Genomic DNA, 17,830 nt, shown 5'->3' on the forward strand with positions numbered 1-17,830 from the left:
CACCGATGAGATGACCCGCTTTAAGATAGGAATCAAGATGAAGCAACCGTTTACCGATGCGATTGAGAACGCTGAGCTCGCCATTAGAAAAGCTGAAGACAGAACCGATATTTTTAACGAGCTATTGGAAGGCTTAGGTGTTGGTCCTGTTGCGGGTGATGTTTTACTTGGCGGCATAAAAGCGCCAGTAGATACCATGAAACGTGCAGAGCAAGAGCTAATAGACGAAGTCCAGCGCCGCCGGCAACAACAAAATCAGCTACAAGGTACGTCAGGTAAACGCAGAAAGCGTCCCACAGTGATGCGCGGCATGATGATTTAGAGGTTTGGAAATGACGAATATGAAAACGACTGGCTCTACGACAGGAGCAACAGACACAGCTGCGAGTAGTGCACCATTACCCACTTTCCAACAAAACTTGATAGAGGCATTTACCCCTGTACTGGGTGAAGCAGAGACTCAGCAACTTGCCTCTCTAATTTCTTCATTGCCAACTATCTCGGGACAAACGGAATCACAAAGCATCGCGCTTTATGTTGATACACTTGAAAACCTAAACGCGAAAAATAACGCGTTTGCTAATATATCATTGACTGACACCGCATCTGTTTGGATAAAGTCGCTACAAAGTGCTAACTCAGATGGCGAATTGACCGCAGCCGAGTTCAATGCTCAAACAAACCAAACACTATCAAATCAGTTTCAAGCTTGGTTTAGTAAGTTACTGACGGAAAACGTAGATAGCTCGTTATCTACTGAGTTTGTTAGTCAATTTAATTTGGGCACTCAGAGTAACCAAGCGGAGCAGATCGCCAACCTCTCCGAGACAGGTCTGGCTAATGCCACCAAAGAAATTTCTCTTTTTGTTGCAGAGCTTGCTAATCAAATGAGCTCCCGTGAAGTGAGAGATGCTTCTATTTCTTTTCTTCGCAATGCCTTTAGTAGCTTAGGTTCCGTTAATCTCGCGCAACTGAAGAGCTCGGATTTCCTGTTGACTAAAGAGAGTTTCGCTCTTCAAGTCTCAGCTCAATTAAAAAGTAGTTTTCAAGGTATCGGTATTACTTTAAGCACCGATGACGCAAGTGCGCTAGCTAATCGAATCACTTGGACTCCCGGTATTTCTAAACAGCAGCTTAAAGAGGCGCTAAATGAAATGGCCGCTCAAGTGAAAGGCCAATATAGCGCAGCTTATGGGGAGGCGGCTGGAACAAACAACCTAAAAGCAGCACTTAACACCGTCATTGCCGGAACCGAGCCTTTGACCCTTTCTAGTCTGTTCGCCAACTTCGCGGTGAGTTTAACAAATATAGAAATCGACGACTTTTACCAGGACAGCGCGATAGCCGATGTCCAAAAGACACAAATAACGCCAGCTCAAGTTACTTTGATCAAAGAAAACACCGAACGAGATATCCGATTACAGTTTGAAAAAATAGTAAAAGGTGAATCTACCGGGGCTTCATTTACTGAGCGATACGAGGCATTGCGCAAGAACTTAGGGGCATTGAAAGAGCGTCTACTCAATATCACCGACAAAGAGAAAGCGGATCGCGAGGTGAGAGCAGAGCACTCTCTAACGGCTCGTGATTTGTTGGCCGTTGTTGAGTCCAGCATTGGTGATCGTTTTGATGAGCAAGTGCTGCTTGCACTAAATGAGCGTCGTGTTAACCGTTTAGAGAAACGTAATGACCAGAAAGAGGCATTAGAGGATCTCACAATACAGCTTAAAGTTTTTGGTGTTGTGCAATCAAAAATTCACTCTACGCAAAGTGTTGATGGGGTTTATAAACCGGGATATCCAGAAAGTAACTTCAAAGCGAGTGACTTTAACTACAGTAATCAAACGGATTTTGAAGCTTCACCTGAGTACAAGTATTTGACGGATAATAAGATAACAAACCATCGAGACTTTCTTCAAAAACAAGGTATTACTATCGGTGATGGTGCGTCGTACCAAGACGAAGAGAAGTCGAAAAAACTGTCTAATTTTTCTAGTTCTGTCAGTGCTAAATCCAAGTTGCTTAACGATGAAGTGCAAATCAAAACCACTGAGCTGAACGACACCAGTTCCCAATACAACTCTACCGTTGAAGCAATGAACAAGTTTGTTCAGAAGTACCACAGTATTTTACAAGAAATCCTACGAGCCATTTAAGGATAACCAACCATGACTAAAACAAACGCGACCGATCCATCCCAAATGCAAGCAGAAGAGCTGCTGTCTTTTTTGGAAGAGGGAGGCACGCTAAAAATGTTGCACGATGTGTCTCAGGACACCATCGAACACATTTATGCCGTAGGTTACAACTTTTTCCAATCGGGAAAGATTGAGCAAGCAGCGAAAGTATTTCAATTACTCAGCATGCTTGATCATTATCAGGCGCGATTTTTCATTGGCCTTGGCGCGGCTCGTCAGGAGTTGGGTGAGTATCTGCAGGCAATAGACGCCTACAGCTACGCAGCGCTAGTGGACGTAAATGATCCACGCCCACCTTTTCACTCTGCTGAATGTCACCTGAAACTGGAACAACTGACAGAAGCAGAGAGTGGGTTTTACAGCGCGAAGGAGATGTCTGCCGGAAAATCACAATATGCAGATTTGCATGAGCGTGCAGGCATCATGTTAGAAGCGGTGAGAAATAAAAAGGAGTAATTAGACTATGAGTTCTATTGCACTTGACCGCATCCAGACACAGGTTTATAGCCCTGAATCTGGCCAAGCCACGTTAGATAACGTGCAGAAAACGGCGTCTACAACGACGCCTTCTGTGACGGTAGAAAACGTGAAGAGTAAAGATGCAGATGTACTGAACACCGGAAAAGTAAAAGTTCAGTTAGATGCACCTAACGCAGCTGTTAGCGACAAAGTGAATGATTTGACGCTAAAAGCCATGGCACAGCTGCAAAAGATCGTCGATACCATTGCAAAATCTCTCCATGCAGTTGCAGATCAAACAGGTTCGATTGCAGTCAAAATCATCGCAGGTTCTGCTGATGATTTTGAAGTAGAGCTTGCTGCTATCACGGATAAACTGAAAAGTGCTCAAAACGAGCTGAAAATTCAGGAAGTGAAGGTCGCAAAAGCTAAGCACGAAAAAGAGATGGTGGAAAACCAAGACAAAATCAAAGAGTCGGAAGCCGCTGCAAAAGAAGCCCAAAAATCAGGCTTAGCAGCGAAGATCTTTGGTTGGATCAGTGCGGTGGTTTCTATTGTTGTTGGTGCCGTGATGGTGGCAACGGGTGTTGGTGCAGCAGCCGGTGCGCTTATGATCGCTGGTGGCGTCATGGGAGCTGTGAGCATGGCGCTGCAAGAGCCAGCCGTTCAAGATGCGCTAAAAGAAGCGGGCGTAAATGTCGATGTGCTAAACAAAGTCGTAATGGCATTAGAAATCGCAGTCGCGGTTATCGGAGCTGTTGTGACGTTTGGTGGTGCAGCAGCTGGCGGTATCGCGAAACTTGCAGCAAAAGGTGCTGGCAAGATAGCTCAAAAGGTCACAGAAATCGCTACGAAAACAGCTGCAAATATGGCGAAAGTGGCGGACATGGGCTCAAAAGCTGCGACAACGACCGCAAAAGCGATTCGTTACGGAGCAGAAACTGTCGATATTGCCGTCAACGTAGGTAAAGGCGCTACGGACAGTGTTCATGCCGCTAACAATGCTCACGTAACTGAGATTCAGGCAGATATCACGGACCTTCGCGCCAAAATGACCTTAAGCCAGGCCGTCATCGACAAGCTTAAAGAAGAAATTGGCAAGTTGATGGAAGATTTCCAAGAGCTGATGAGCGTCATCATGCAAATGATCCAAGCGAAAAGTGAAACCATGCAAACGGTGTTAAGCCGTCCTGCAACGGTATAAGGAGTTTATTATGCTAGATAAAGTAGGCGGAACGGGACGCGGCGAACTGTATGGTTTAGGCGACACTATCAAAACAACCAAAGCAGAAAAAACACCAGAAACAAAGCTTGAAGCGGGCGCTATTAAAAGCCAAAGTGAATCAGGTGTTTCTGGTGCAGCACGCTACCAGTTAGAGGCTCCTAAAGCACCAGCAGTGAGCAACCAAGCTCAAGTTGTTGCAAACTTAATGAACGCTCTTGCACCGACGGTCAGTTCGCTAATGAGCACAACAATGAAAGCGCTTAACGGTGAAGAGGTGATCAAGTCACCATCAGATGCGGTATCACAATCGTTGACGCTACTAACATTGTTGTATCAAGTATCAAAATTGAGCCGTGAGCAGCAAGTGCTACAGCGTGAAATTGCTGTAGAAGCAAACGTTGCGAGCTTAGAAAGCCAAGCGGCAGAACTAAACAACTCAGCAAGCGCGATGATCGCTATGGCAGTTGTTTCGGGTGTATTAGCGGGAGCAACAGCCATTATTGGTGCGCTTGGTTCTTTCAAAGCGGGGAAAGAAATCAAGAATGAAATGGCAAGCAATAATGTACTGAAGACGCAAAAAGCAGGCTTTGAACAAGCAGAAGAGTTGATGAATAACAATGGATTATCTAAAACTCAGCAAGATCAGGTTAAGCGTGCGCACTCACTAGCAAAAGACAATATCGCGGACACGACAGCACAGCTGACAAGTGGTGGTCGTAAGTTCGATAAGCTGATGAGTTCAAACCAAGCGAAGAACGCCATTCTTCAAGCTTTGGGCCAGATGGCAAACTCTGCATCGAATGTAGAGCAAACCAAAGCGCAAGCGCGCAGCAAAGATGATGAAGTACAAGCGACTCGCGCACAAGCAGCCAAACAGAAAGCTGATGAAAACATTGGTTTCCAAGAAGGCTTATTGAAAGAACTACGTGACTTGTTCCGTTCTATCTCAGATAGTCAGAACCAAGCGTGGCGAGCGTCAGTCCCAACGGTGTAACCGTCCATCTTACTAACTACAAGGCGTTGTTTATACAACGCTTTTTTTGTGCAATTCAAGTATAGATATTATTTATCAGTAGGTTACGTTGATGAAAAAGTACATATCTATAATTCAACCTTCAAAGATGAGAACTCAAACGTTATCAAATTGTTAACGGTTGCTATACTTAAACGGTCATCAACACAGGTAAAAAGGATGTTCAATGTTTAAGTTTAAGCAAATCGCACTTGCTGCTTCTTTAGCGGCACTCACAACAGGCTTTTCTGCGTCTGCGGAAGAAACGTTTGTCACGATTGGTACTGGTGGCGTAACAGGGGTTTATTATCCGACTGGTGGAGCAATTTGTCGCTTAGTCAATAAATCGCGAGAAGAGCACGGTATTCGTTGTTCGGTAGAAAGTACCGGGGGATCGATTTATAACATCAACACTATTCGTGCTGGTGAACTGGATCTCGGTATCGCTCAATCAGACTGGCAGTATCATGCTTATAAAGGAACCAGCAAGTTTAAAGAAAGCGGGCCTTTTAAAGAACTACGCGCCGTATTTTCCGTTCATCCAGAACCGTTCACTGTCGTTGCACGTAAAGACGCGAACATCAAAACTTTTGATGATTTGAAAGGTAAGCGCGTCAACATTGGTAACCCTGGCTCTGGTCAACGAGGCACCATGGAAGTGTTAATGAGCCAGTATGGCTGGAGTAACGATGACTTTAAGCTTGTGTCTGAGTTAAAAGCAGCAGAGCAATCAAAAGCACTTTGTGATAACAAAATTGATGCGATGATTTATACCGTTGGTCACCCAAGTGGAGCGATTAAAGAAGCTACTACGTCGTGTGATAGTAATATCGTAACGGTAGCTGGACCTAATGTAGAAAAATTGGTTGCAGACAATAGCTTCTACCGTGTCGCAAATGTACCGGGTGGTATGTATCGTGGCACAGATAGTGATGTTCAAACCTTTGGTGTGGGTGCGACGTTTGTTTCCTCTACTGCTGTACCAGAAGATGTGGTTTATAACGTGGTTAAAGCGGTATTTGAAAACTTCGATGATTTCCGCCGTCTCCACCCAGCGTTTGCGAACTTGAAGAAAGAGGAAATGGTAAAAGACGGTTTATCTGCGCCTCTTCACCCAGGTGCGCTTAAATACTACAAAGAAGTAGGGCTGATTAAGTAACCGTTACTTTCTCTTCTTATTGATGTAAAACGCCATCTTTCTCGATTAATGCCACTCGTTTAACAGCGAGTGGCATATTTCTATTTCTCGTCATCCTGTACAGCGACGAAGGAGCGTGATACAGGATCTTCTATCCGAGCCCTTTATGGTCAAAATTGTTTCATTAGCCGCTCAGCGTATTGCTATTAGATCCCTAGTCACGCCAAGGCTCGCTGTAATGACACAAAAACCTCGTTAAGCGATCAGCATTAATCTTTCGCGATGGCGTTTTTTGCAGGAGCGTTATCCACTTGTACAAGTTTTGCTTAAGCATAAACATCAATGAAAAAGTAGATAGTGATCAGAATAGAAGAAAGAGCAACAAACCCTTTAACATGATTGGGATTAAGTTGACGAGATACACGAGCTGCAAGATAACCACCCACCAACGTACCGACCAAAACAACGCTACCTGTGCGCCAGTCAATGGAACCATTCGCAACAAATATCACGATAGCAATGAGTGAAACACACGTAGATACCAGCAATTTCAAACCGTTCATTAAATTAATGTCTTGGTGACCCGCTACTACCAGATAACTCAGAACAATAACCCCTAAACCTGCGTTGAAAAAACCACCGTAAGCAGAGACACCAACAAGTAATAGACCCAAAGCGATTGCTCCGAGTATTCCTGCGTGTTTGTGCTCTTTCGCGACAGTTTTGATAAGCATTGTTAAACGAGAACCAGTCAGGAAAAGTACGGTGGCAAACAAGAGCAGCCAAGGAATGGCTTCCAAAAATAGCGATTCTGGTGTGTTGAGCAGCAGATATGCTCCGACAGCGCCACCTACTAAACTGAATGAGACTGTGAACAACAGTTCTTGTTTGTTCTTCATGATCTCTTCTCTGAAGCCAACGGCTCCGCTAATGTACCCCGCACATGAAGCATAAGTATTTGTTGCATTGGCCATAATTGGAGGCACACCAACCGCCAATAGGGCCGGAAAAGTAATAAAGCTTCCGCCTCCCGCAATGGAGTTAATGATCCCACCAACTACGCCGGCAACGAATAAAAGCGCTAGTTCTAAAAGCATAAACAATCCTTGTTATGTTCTTTTTTCATTGTTAGAGCTTTAGATGGCCCATCCCACATGCTCTAGTGTTCTGATATGAAGTTTACTTTACCCGCTCTAAAACAAAATTGTTCAGTTCTGTGACGTTTTTGATGACATGAACGGTTTTACTTTGAGAGTACCCTTCGAGACGAGACATAAAGTCATCATTCCAGAATGCAGGGCATTGCTGAAGAACTTTGTAGCTTTGTAATGTCCCTTTCAATACCGAACTGCCATCAGGCCAACCTTCGGGTTTAATAAATAGTCCTTTAAGGAGACGTTTCGTCACAAACCAATAGCTTGCGGAGTATGGTAGATCAATATAAACGAGAGTATCGGCTGCATCTAAACGAGCATTAAAAGAGCTGATAGGCCCCAGACCATCTATAATCCAACGATCTGAGCTAAGTATATTGCTATGTGCTTCATCAAAAACGTTACGCTCAACGGGCTCACCGTTTGGTTTATAGACTATTGAATCTAATTGATGAAGAGGGAGACCGGTAGCAGACGCGATTGCTTTACTTACCGTCGATTTTCCACTGCCGGGTTTACCAAAAACTGCTATTTTTTGCATGTGACCGCCTCCAAGAGAGTATTCCCCATACGGTAGAAACAGAAAACCCACCGCTATGGGTGGGTTCGATAAATATTGAGCGCATCAAATATCCCACCATTCCTATGGAATGATGATAATTCGTTGGTTAAGTTGCGCTAAGTGTGTGTTCATGCAACTACCTTTATATATAAGCGATGACTTGTCAATATTATTTTGCTTAATAAGTGAACGATTTGATAGGAGAAAGAAAAGCCATCGCGATGGATGGCTTTATCTAGGTTGTAAGAGACAGTTATTACTGCTCAACGCTCACTGGCTGTGCTTTAAACTTTTGAATCAGCTTTACGATTAGTGGACTTGCCAGTACCAATACGGCCAAAACAGTAAAGGTAAGGGTAATAGGGCGCTCCCATAGGAAACTCAATTCGCCGTCTGAAATCATTAATGCGCGGCGTAAGTTCTCTTCCATTAATCCCCCAAGGATGAAACCCAGCAATAAAGGCGCAAGTGGGAAGTTAGCGAGTCGAAGTGCAATGGCAGCCATAGCGACAATCAGCATCACGAACACATCCATAGTATTAAAGGAGACCAAATAAACTCCGGTGATTGAGAAGAATAAAATCATCGGCAGAAGTACCGTTCTTGGAACCGCCAAAAGCTTTGAAATGTACGGAATCAACGGTAAGTTCAGGATCACGAGTACGATGTTGCCGAAGTACATGGAAATGATCACTGACCAGAACACATCTGGGTGTTCAACAAACAGGCGAGGGCCAGGTTGAATACCATAAGCGATCAGCGCGCCGAGCATAATAGCTGTCGTACCAGAACCTGGAATGCCAAGCGTTAGCAGCGGTACAAATGAACCACTAGAGGCTGCATTGTTCGCTGATTCTGGCGCGACTAAACCACGGATACTGCCTTTACCGAACTCTTCCTTTTTCTCTTTAGGTGCGAGGTTGCGCTCCATACCATAGCTTAAAAAAGCAGCAATGGTTGCTCCTGCGCCAGGAAGAACGCCAGTGAAGAAACCTAATATTGAAGAGCGAATTGAAACAGGCGCGACGTCTTTGATTTCTTCCTTCGTCACTTTCATTGAGCCAATGTTACTCAGCTTTTCCTGTTCTTCATCGCTGGTGTCTTTTGATGGTTTAAGAATGCCCATCAGCGTCTCGCCCAGTGCGAATGTCGCCATTGCAAGCAACAAGAAGCTAAAGCCATCCATTAAATCCGTTAAACCGAAGGTAAAGCGTTCAACGCCTACGCCTTTATCGATACCAACTGTAGATAGCATCAAACCAAGAATGGTCATCATCCACGCTTTGATTACCTGACCTTTCCCCGCAAAAGCCGCGACTGCTGATAACCCGAGTAGCATCAACGCAAAATAGTCCGACGATTGGAAGCTAAGGGAGACGCTAGCCAATGCTGGTGCGGCAACAAGCAACATAATGGCAGATAGCGTACCGCCAGTGAAAGACGAATAAGCTGCCAAAGCTAATGCTTTACCTGCTTGGCCTTTTTGAGCCATCGGGTAGCCGTCGAATGCTGTCACCACGGTTGAAGAACAACCCGGCGCGTTAATTAAAATCGACGACGTAGAACCACCAAATACCGCACCGTAATAAACACCCGCCATCAAAATAAGGCCAGAAGAGGGCTCTAGGCCATAAGTAATTGGGATCATCAAAGCAATGGCTGAGATCGGCCCAAGCCCAGGTAACATGCCGATAAATGTACCGACGAAACAACCAACGATCACCATCATGATGTTCATTGGCATTACTGCAGTGGATAAACCTTGTAGAATTCCATCTAACATAATTCAGTCCTTTCTTTGACTACCAGATGGTGAAAATCAAACCCGGTTCGAGGTAGATGTCCAAACCTTGAGTGAGTAATAAATAGAACGCGATCACGAATGGAAACGACGCGCCGAACAGAACGGGTTTACGTTTTTCCCCCAGCAGATAAAAGCCAGCCAATAAAAAGAAGCCTGTAGCTATAACAAAGCCTAGGTAAGTCAGGCCCACGCCGTAAAGCGCCATCAAAACCAAGAAAGCGATCAGTAACTTCCAATTAAAGTTCAGCACCGCGCCACTTTGTTTATCTGGTTGTCCTGTTACCAGCAATAACAAAGAAAGGCCTGCACCAACGTAAGTCAGGATGGTTGGCAAAGTACGTGCGGTGAACGGTTCGTATTCATCACCAGGGAACAATGGAATTTGTGAGGTTTGATAACCGTAGCAAAGACAGAAGAGTAGAAAGATCATTGCGCCGACACGGTCACGACAGAGCAAATATTCTTTGGTGAAAAAGTTGGTTGAACGAGACATATTCAACTCCTAACAAAAATAAAAAAGACCGCATATGGACGTTAATGAATAAACTAAACCATTAACAATTAAGCATTTCGCTGCTAGTCGAGCTGCTTTGGGTATATAAACAAAGGAGTGTGCATGCCGATTGTCGACAATATCCATATACGGTGAAACTTAGAGTGCAAATACAGTTGGGGAAATACCAACCCCACGTTATTGGGTGAGGTTGGAATCTGAGGGACCCAGTTCGACTGTTACTTTAGGAAGCCTAACTCACGCATTAAGTCACCCATTTGCTGCTCTTGCTCTTCAAGGAACGCGAAGAACGCTTTGTCCGCCTTGTAGTTGTCTATCCAACCATTGCGGTCACGGACGACTTGCCATTCGTCAGTGTTGTACATTTTGGTAAATGCTGCATTCCATTCATCCAGCTTTTCTTGGCTAGTACCTGGTGCAGCAAAGAATCCACGCCAGTTAGCGAAGACAGTTTCGTTACCATATTCTGTTAGCGTAGGGATGTTTGGTGCGGCTTCTAGGCGTTTTGGTGCAGTTACCGCTAGCACTTTGACTTGACCAGATTTTGACATCTCCAGTACTTCACCTAGGCCCGTAGAGAGCAGTTGAGTTTCGCCTGAAAGAAGGGCTGCCATGGCTTTACCGCCCGCATCGTAAGCGATGTAACGAACTTTACGCGCATCAAATCCTTCGCCTTTAAATGCGGCGGCAACGACGAGGTGGTCCATCGAGCCACGAGCAGAGCCACCCGCAATTTTCACTTTGCGAGGGTTAGATTCAAATGCTTTTACTACGTCTTCCCAAGAATTGTATGGCGAATCAACAGAGGCTACGATGGCACCGTAATCCGCAATGGTGGCTGCAACGGGAGTGAGATCTCTAAAGGATTGAGGGAAAATACCTGTTAGAGAGCGAACGACGATCGGTGTTGAATTCACCATCAGCGTATCTTCTTGGCGATCTGCCGTTTCAATCAAGTGCGCAATGGCTTTACCGCCGCCGCCACCAGAAAGGTTTTGGAAAGATACCGTCTCAACGATGTCTGATTTGAGTAGCACATCACCTGTACCTCGTGCGGTCATGTCCCAGCCGCCACCGGCACCTCCAGGGATCAAGAAATGCATTTTTTCTACATCAGCAGCAAAAGCGTTAAATGAAAATGAAGCTGCGATGATCGATGCGGCGAGCGTTGGTTTGATTACCTTTAACATGTTCACGTTCCTTATGTTGGTGACTCTATTTTTAGATGAGTCTTATTTTTGTTTCAGCTTTTAACTCGAACTGGATGCTGATGTGTCAAAGGTTAATCAAGTGTTAAATTGATGTCTTTAAAACGTCGATAAAGAGAATATTGAGCATAACGGATATTTTGTTCATAAAGTTCACGCTGAAAAATTGGTTGCACATCACGCGTGCGTGCTAACAATTGCGTCATAATGGAATGACATCAAACGAATAAGGAAACAGAGAATGAAAGGGACATGTTTGTGCGGCGCTATTGAAGTGATCGCAGATGCTAAGAATGAAGTGAGTCTATGCCACTGCTCGATGTGTCGAAAATGGTCGAGTGGAGCACTCCATGCTGTGCATTGTGGTCCTAACGTAACGTTTAAGGGGGCCGAGCCAAAGCGTTATCAATCGTCTGACTGGGCGGTGAGAGGTTTTTGTGGCGAATGCGGCACAAACCTTTTCTATCATTTGTTACCGACAGGCGAGTACATTCTCTCCGCTGGTTTGTTCGACAATCCAGATTTCAAACTCTCATTAGAGATCTTTACCGATGAAAAGCCCGCGTATTATGACCTCAATCCCACCTCACAAAAGATGACATCGCAGCAAGTTTTTGAGCAATTTTCACCTAAAGAATAGCCTTTTGTATCCTTAATTGTTCGACGGCTTAATTATTTTTCTTTTATATCATTATGTTAAGAGGTGTTTGGGTGTCGACAATTTATTTTTTCCTTCGCAATTATCCCTCCATTAAGCCCGTAATAGACGATTTTCGTCGATTTAAATTACGACCTTAGTCTAAATTGTCGACAATTTACTTGATTGTCGACACTTTGATCGACTACTTTATATTCAGGTTAAGAAATTGTAGACATTTTGATGTCGGTAACGTGAGTATCTGAGTATGAACTCTGAGTTGAAAACTCGTTATAAAGTACTGGGTTCTGAGAAAGAACACACCAAGTCAGAAACACTGACAGAAACACTGATTGAAGTCATTGTGAATGGCGATGTTAAGCCTGGTCATAAAATCTCGGAGCCTGAACTGGCGAAGAAATATCAAGTCAGCCGTGGCCCTTTGCGTGAAGCATTAATGCGTTTAGAGGGGCTAGGGCTCATTGAGCGTATTCCTCATGTCGGGGCTAGAGTGACCACTTTTTCTCCAGAAAAGCTGATAGAACTCTATGCGGTTCGCGAAGCGCTAGAAGGTATGGCGGCAAGGTTAGCAGCGCGACATATTACGCAAGAAGAGCTCTTGAGCTTGGAAATGCTATTGTCGACACATTCTAAGCACATCGATCAAGTGGAGGGAGCCTCTTACTTCCATCAGCATGGAGATTTTGATTTTCACTATCGCATCATCCAAGCAAGCCGAAATAGCAAGCTGATTTCTCTGCTGTGCGACGAGCTTTACCACTTGTTACGCATGTACCGCTATCAGTCACCGCGCGCGCAATCTCGTCCAAATGAAGCGCTGACTGAACACAAATTCATTCTGGAAGCCATTCGCAATCGCGATGAAGAGCTTGCAGAAATGCTGATGAGAAGACACATCTCAGGAAGTCGAAAGCTCATCCAATCGCAAATTATACATACAGAAAGTTTAGACAAAGACTAGAAGGAATTCGTCATGAGCTTAACACCGGGAGCGAAGTTCAGACTCGCCATTGAACAAAACAATCCGCTGCAAATTGTCGGCACCATTAACCCTTACTGCGCCATGATGGCGAAAAACTTGGGGCATCAAGCGATTTATTTGTCTGGCGGCGGTATTGCAAACGCGTCATACGGATTGCCGGATCTCGGTATTACAACATTGAACGACGTACTGGTCGATGTTGACCGCATCACTAACGCGTGTGATTTACCGCTATTGGTCGACATCGACACCGGTTTTGGAGGCGCATTTAATATTGCTCGCACGATCAAAGCAATGGAAAAGGCGGGTGCTGCTGCGGTTCATATGGAAGACCAAGTCGCACAGAAACGTTGTGGGCACCGTCCGAACAAAGCAATTGTGAGCCAGCAAGAGATGGTTGATCGCGTAAAAGCAGCGGTTGACGCACGCAATGATGAAAGCTTCGTGATTATGGCTCGTACAGACGCGCTAGCTGTTGAAGGCATGGACAGTGCAATTGAGCGTGCGATTGCGTGTGTGGAAGCTGGCGCAGACATGATCTTCCCAGAAGCGATGACCAAGCTGGATCAGTACCTTCAGTTCTCAAACGCACTTGAGCAAGCAACTGGAAAGCACGTTCCTATTCTGGCGAACATTACCGAGTTCGGCGCAACGCCACTGTATGGCTGCGACGAGCTTGCAAAAGCGAAAGTCGATATGGTGCTTTACCCGTTAAGTGCGTTCCGAGCCATGAACAAAGCCGCTGAAACGGTTTATAAGCATTTGCTAGAAGTGGGCAATCAGGAAGCTTTGGTTGATTCAATGCAAACACGCAAAGAGTTGTATCAGCACCTGAACTACCACGATTACGAAGACAAACTTGACCAGCTATTCTCTGAAGGGAAATAGCGGGGAAAAGAAAAGATAGACGGAAGCCCAAGAAAAGATAATCGGAATTTATCTAATTCAATAACGTGAAATTCGTCTGGCTAAAAAACGCTCCAAAGAGGGCAAAGCCAGACAGAAAAGGAGTTCAAACAATGTCTCAAACTGCAGAAAAGAAAGCAGAGTTAGGTGGTGCAGGCCTACGCGGTCAAAGCGCCGGAAGCACAGCTTTATGTACTGTCGGAAAAACGGGGACCGGTCTGACTTATCGCGGTTACGATATTACTGACCTTGCCAATAATGCTCAATTTGAAGAAGTTGCACATCTTCTGTTACGCGGTCACTTACCAACTCAGAAAGAACTGGATGCGTACAAGACACATCTCTTAAACCTTCGCGGCTTACCAGCTGAGCTTAAGCAAGCGTTAGAGCTTATTCCTGCTACTGCTCATCCAATGGATGTGATGCGTACTGGTTGTTCTGTGTTAGGAAACCTAGAGCAGGAAATGAGCTTCGATGAGCAATTGCATTCGACGGAACGTATGCTGGCGCTTTTCCCAGCTATCATCTGCTACTGGTATCGTTTTAGTCACGATGGCGTTCGTATCGATACAGAAGATCAAACCGAAGACTGCATCGGCGGTTACTTCTTGCGATTGCTTACAGATAAAAAGCCATCAGCGCTGCACAAGCAAGTGATGCACTGTTCCTTAATCCTTTACGCTGAGCATGAATTCAACGCATCAACTTTTGCAGCGCGTGTTTGTGCATCAACGTTATCAGACATTCATTCTTGTATCACGGCAGCAATCGGTACGCTTCGCGGGCCACTTCATGGCGGCGCAAACGAAGCAGCGATGGAAATGATTGAAGATTGGCAAACGCCAGACGAGGCGGAAGCGAACATCATGAAAATGCTGGCCAACAAAGACAAGATCATGGGCTTTGGCCATGCCATCTATCGCGAAAGTGATCCTCGCAACGCGTTGATTAAGCGCTGGTCGAAAGAGCTGTCACAGCAAGTCGGTGATACACATCTATATGCTGTTTCTGAGCGTGTAGAATCAGTGATGAAGCGAGAGAAAGGTCTGTTCTGTAATGCGGACTTCTTCCATGCATCGGCTTACCACTTCATGGACATTCCAACCAAGCTGTTCACACCAATTTTTGTGATGAGTCGTTTAACGGGCTGGGCGGCACACGTTTATGAGCAACGTGCCAATAACCGCATCATTCGCCCAAGTGCTGATTACACGGGCCCAGACCATCAAGAATGGGTACCTATCGAGAATCGCTAGCGCGAAGGTCAATCAGGGCACATATGCTTTGATTGACCACCTCCTTCCTTTGTACCTCTCTCTGACAGAGGAAGGAGCCCCTCTCATCACGATGTTTCTGGAGCAATGGAAAAACGTTGATGAAGGCAAGATGTACAGACTGAATGGAAGCAAACCATGAACACAAATATTAATACCCAATATCGTAAGCCGCTTCCGGGAACTCAACTGGATTATTTTGATGCACGCGAAGCCGTCAATGCCATTTCTCCTGGAGCCTATGAAAAACTCCCTTACACCTCCCGCGTGCTAGCTGAGCAACTGGTCCGTCGCTGTGAACCGAACACATTGACGGATAGCCTAAAACAGTTAATTGAACGTAAACGTGATCTTGATTTTCCTTGGTATCCAGCACGCGTGGTTTGTCATGACATTCTTGGTCAGACTGCTCTAGTCGATTTAGCGGGTCTGCGCGATGCTATTTCGGATCAGGGTGGCGATCCTGCAAAAGTGAACCCTGTGGTTGAGACTCAATTGATCGTTGACCATTCTTTAGCGGTTGAGCATGCAGGCTTTGAACCTGATGCTTTCGATAAAAACCGCGCGATTGAAGAACGTCGTAATGAAGACCGATTCCACTTTATCGAGTGGTGTAAAACAGCGTTTGAAAACGTAAGCGTGATTCCTGCGGGTAACGGCATTATGCACCAAATCAACTTGGAGAAAATGTCTCCTGTGGTGCAAGCGAAGCAGGGTATTGCCTACCCAGATACCTGTGTGGGTACGGACAGTCACACGCCGCACGTAGACGCCCTCGGTGTTATCGCGATCGGTGTTGGTGGTCTGGAAGCTGAAACCGTAATGCTTGGCCGACCATCAATGATGCGTCTACCTGATATTGTCGGTGTAAAACTAACGGGTAAACGTCAACCAGGCATCACCGCAACGGATATTGTCCTCGCGATTACTGAGTTTCTGCGTAATGAGCGTGTGGTCTCTTCATATCTTGAATTCTTTGGTGAAGGTGCACGCGATCTAACGATCGGAGACCGTGCAACCATTTCCAACATGACACCAGAATACGGCGCGACAGCTGGCATGTTTTATATTGATGAGCAGACCATCAATTACTTGAAACTAACTGGCCGAGATGAAGAGCAAGTTGCTCTAGTAGAAAAATACGCAAAACAAACCGGTCTTTGGGCTGACGATCTAGATACTGCCGTTTATGAGCGAGTACTTGAGTTCGATTTATCATCAGTAAGTCGTAACATGGCCGGCCCGTCAAACCCTCACCGCCGTTTACCAACATCGGAGTTGGCGCAGCGTGGCATTTCTGGTGCGTGGGAAGAGAAAGAAGGTGAGTTGCCAGATGGCGCAGTGATCATCGCTGCTATCACATCGTGTACTAATACCAGTAACCCAAGAAACGTCGTCGCTGCTGGCCTTGTCGCGAAGAAAGCCAATGAGCTCGGCCTTGTACGTAAACCTTGGGTGAAATCGTCTTTTGCTCCGGGCTCTAAAGTTGCACGCCTGTACTTGGAAGAAGCGGGCTTATTACCAGAGTTAGAAAAGCTTGGCTTTGGTATCGTCGGTTACGCATGTACCACTTGTAACGGCATGAGTGGCGCGTTGGATCCAAAAATCCAGCAAGAGATCATTGATCGCGATTTATATGCGACAGCCGTTCTGTCTGGTAACCGCAACTTCGATGGCCGAATCCATCCTTACGCAAAACAAGCTTTCCTTGCATCACCACCATTGGTTGTCGCTTATGCGCTAGCGGGTACGATTCGTTTCGATATCGAACGCGATGCATTGGGCACGGACCAAAACGGCAAACCAATTTATCTCAATGATTTGTGGCCAAGCGATGAAGAGATCGATGCAGTTGTCGGTACTCATGTTAAACCTGAGCAGTTTAAGCAAGTTTACATTCAGATGTTTAAGCTGGATAACGCAGAGAAAAGCTCTAGTCCGCTTTACGACTGGCGTCCGATGAGTACCTACATTCGCCGTCCACCTTACTGGGAAGGTGCGCTGGCGGGTGAAAGAACACTGTCTGGCATGCGTCCATTAGCGATTCTGGGCGACAACATCACGACTGACCACCTGTCACCATCCAACGCGATCATGGCGAGCAGTGCTGCGGGTGAATACCTTGCCAAAATGGGCGTTCCGGAAGAGGACTTCAACTCTTATGCGACTCACCGTGGCGATCACTTAACGGCGCAACGTGCGACCTTTGCTAACCCGAAACTATTTAACGAAATGGTGAAAGAGAACGGTGAAGTCGTTCAGGGTTCTCTGGCGCGAATTGAACCAGAAGGCCAGGTTGTACGCATGTGGGAAGCGATTGAAACCTACATGAATCGTAAACAACCATTGATTGTTGTCGCCGGCGCGGATTACGGTCAGGGTTCATCTCGTGACTGGGCAGCAAAAGGTGTTCGTTTGGCAGGCGTAGAAGCCATTGTTGCTGAAGGCTTTGAGCGTATTCACCGTACTAACTTGGTTGGCATGGGCGTACTGCCGCTGCAATTCAAACCAGGTGTAAACCGTAATACGTTAGAACTGGATGGTACGGAACTTTACGACGTAGCTGGCGAGATTAAACCGGGTGCGGATCTGGCCTTGGTTATCACGCGTAGCAACGGCGATAAAGTTGACGTTCCTGTTACCTGCCGCCTAGACACCGCTGACGAAGTTCACGTGTACAACGCAGGTGGTGTTTTGCAGCGTTTCGCGCAAGATTTCTTGGCGCAATAAGGAGTG

At 45.8% G+C, this 17,830-nt stretch carries 16 protein-coding genes; 11 read left to right on the plus strand and 5 right to left on the minus strand.

The annotated features are described in order from the left end of the window. Window positions 1-37 precede the first annotated feature (37 nt). The 6 genes from NB463_RS15085 (at window position 38) to NB463_RS15110 (ending at window position 6,053) form a co-directional block, all read left to right on the plus strand. Window positions 38-322, plus strand: a complete 285-nt coding sequence (locus NB463_RS15085; RefSeq protein WP_005395092.1) for an LcrG family type III secretion system chaperone — start codon at window positions 38-40, stop codon at window positions 320-322. Between the two features lie 10 nt (window positions 323-332). Further along, the gene (locus NB463_RS15090) at window positions 333-2,156 is read left to right on the plus strand and encodes a virulence-associated V antigen (RefSeq protein WP_309303490.1); all 1,824 of its coding nucleotides are present in this window, start codon (window positions 333-335) and stop codon (window positions 2,154-2,156) included. A gap of 12 nt (window positions 2,157-2,168) precedes the next feature. Further along, window positions 2,169-2,654, plus strand: coding sequence for a SycD/LcrH family type III secretion system chaperone VcrH (vcrH, locus tag NB463_RS15095; RefSeq protein ID WP_005377258.1), 486 nt, complete (start codon window positions 2,169-2,171; stop codon window positions 2,652-2,654). Window positions 2,655-2,661: 7 nt separating this feature from the next. Next, on the plus strand, window positions 2,662-3,861 hold the full coding sequence (gene vopB / locus NB463_RS15100; RefSeq protein WP_145532011.1) for a type III secretion system translocon subunit VopB: 1,200 nt from the start codon (window positions 2,662-2,664) through the stop codon (window positions 3,859-3,861). A gap of 10 nt (window positions 3,862-3,871) precedes the next feature. Then, window positions 3,872-4,876 (plus strand): type III secretion system translocon subunit VopD, encoded by a 1,005-nt coding sequence (gene vopD / locus NB463_RS15105; RefSeq protein ID WP_065646434.1) that lies wholly within the window; start codon window positions 3,872-3,874, stop codon window positions 4,874-4,876. Window positions 4,877-5,081: 205 nt separating this feature from the next. After that, window positions 5,082-6,053, plus strand: coding sequence for a TAXI family TRAP transporter solute-binding subunit (locus NB463_RS15110; RefSeq protein WP_046874934.1), 972 nt, complete (start codon window positions 5,082-5,084; stop codon window positions 6,051-6,053). Window positions 6,054-6,358: 305 nt separating this feature from the next. Here NB463_RS15110 and NB463_RS15115 read toward each other — a convergent pair whose 3' ends face one another. The 5 genes from NB463_RS15115 to NB463_RS15135 all read right to left on the minus strand — a co-directional run bounded on the left by NB463_RS15115 (window position 6,359) and on the right by NB463_RS15135 (window position 11,256). Beyond that, complete coding sequence (locus NB463_RS15115; RefSeq protein ID WP_005395076.1) at window positions 6,359-7,129, minus strand: sulfite exporter TauE/SafE family protein; 771 nt, start codon at window positions 7,127-7,129, stop codon at window positions 6,359-6,361. Between the two features lie 82 nt (window positions 7,130-7,211). Further along, the gene (locus NB463_RS15120) at window positions 7,212-7,727 is read right to left on the minus strand and encodes an adenylate kinase (RefSeq protein ID WP_065646435.1); all 516 of its coding nucleotides are present in this window, start codon (window positions 7,725-7,727) and stop codon (window positions 7,212-7,214) included. Window positions 7,728-8,004: 277 nt separating this feature from the next. Continuing rightward, window positions 8,005-9,531 carry a tripartite tricarboxylate transporter permease gene (locus NB463_RS15125; RefSeq protein ID WP_048626439.1) on the minus strand — a complete coding sequence of 509 codons (1,527 nt, stop codon included), beginning with the start codon at window positions 9,529-9,531 and terminating at the stop codon, window positions 8,005-8,007. A 19-nt stretch (window positions 9,532-9,550) separates the two neighbouring features. Further along, a complete protein-coding gene (locus NB463_RS15130; protein ID WP_065646436.1) occupies window positions 9,551-10,045 on the minus strand; it encodes a tripartite tricarboxylate transporter TctB family protein in 495 nt (164 codons plus the stop codon). Window positions 10,046-10,284: 239 nt separating this feature from the next. Continuing rightward, on the minus strand, window positions 10,285-11,256 hold the full coding sequence (locus NB463_RS15135; RefSeq protein ID WP_005395072.1) for a tripartite tricarboxylate transporter substrate binding protein: 972 nt from the start codon (window positions 11,254-11,256) through the stop codon (window positions 10,285-10,287). Between the two features lie 259 nt (window positions 11,257-11,515). Here NB463_RS15135 and NB463_RS15140 point away from each other — a divergent pair, with 259 nt between their 5' ends. From NB463_RS15140 to acnD, 5 genes are all read left to right on the plus strand, one after another. Continuing rightward, the gene (locus tag NB463_RS15140) at window positions 11,516-11,914 is read left to right on the plus strand and encodes a GFA family protein (protein WP_053807462.1); all 399 of its coding nucleotides are present in this window, start codon (window positions 11,516-11,518) and stop codon (window positions 11,912-11,914) included. A gap of 265 nt (window positions 11,915-12,179) precedes the next feature. Next, a complete protein-coding gene (locus tag NB463_RS15145) occupies window positions 12,180-12,893 on the plus strand; it encodes a GntR family transcriptional regulator (protein WP_005395069.1) in 714 nt (237 codons plus the stop codon). 12 nt (window positions 12,894-12,905) lie between these two features. After that, complete coding sequence (gene prpB, locus NB463_RS15150; protein ID WP_005395068.1) at window positions 12,906-13,802, plus strand: methylisocitrate lyase; 897 nt, start codon at window positions 12,906-12,908, stop codon at window positions 13,800-13,802. Window positions 13,803-13,933: 131 nt separating this feature from the next. Continuing rightward, on the plus strand, window positions 13,934-15,076 hold the full coding sequence (gene prpC, locus NB463_RS15155; RefSeq protein WP_253645069.1) for a bifunctional 2-methylcitrate synthase/citrate synthase: 1,143 nt from the start codon (window positions 13,934-13,936) through the stop codon (window positions 15,074-15,076). 156 nt (window positions 15,077-15,232) lie between these two features. Then, window positions 15,233-17,824 carry a Fe/S-dependent 2-methylisocitrate dehydratase AcnD gene (gene acnD / locus NB463_RS15160; RefSeq protein WP_258431696.1) on the plus strand — a complete coding sequence of 864 codons (2,592 nt, stop codon included), beginning with the start codon at window positions 15,233-15,235 and terminating at the stop codon, window positions 17,822-17,824. The last annotated feature ends 6 nt before the right edge of the window (window positions 17,825-17,830 follow it).

Source organism: Vibrio sp. RM-41-2B, from assembly GCF_024744415.1.
Classification (GTDB): domain Bacteria; phylum Pseudomonadota; class Gammaproteobacteria; order Enterobacterales; family Vibrionaceae; genus Vibrio; species Vibrio diabolicus.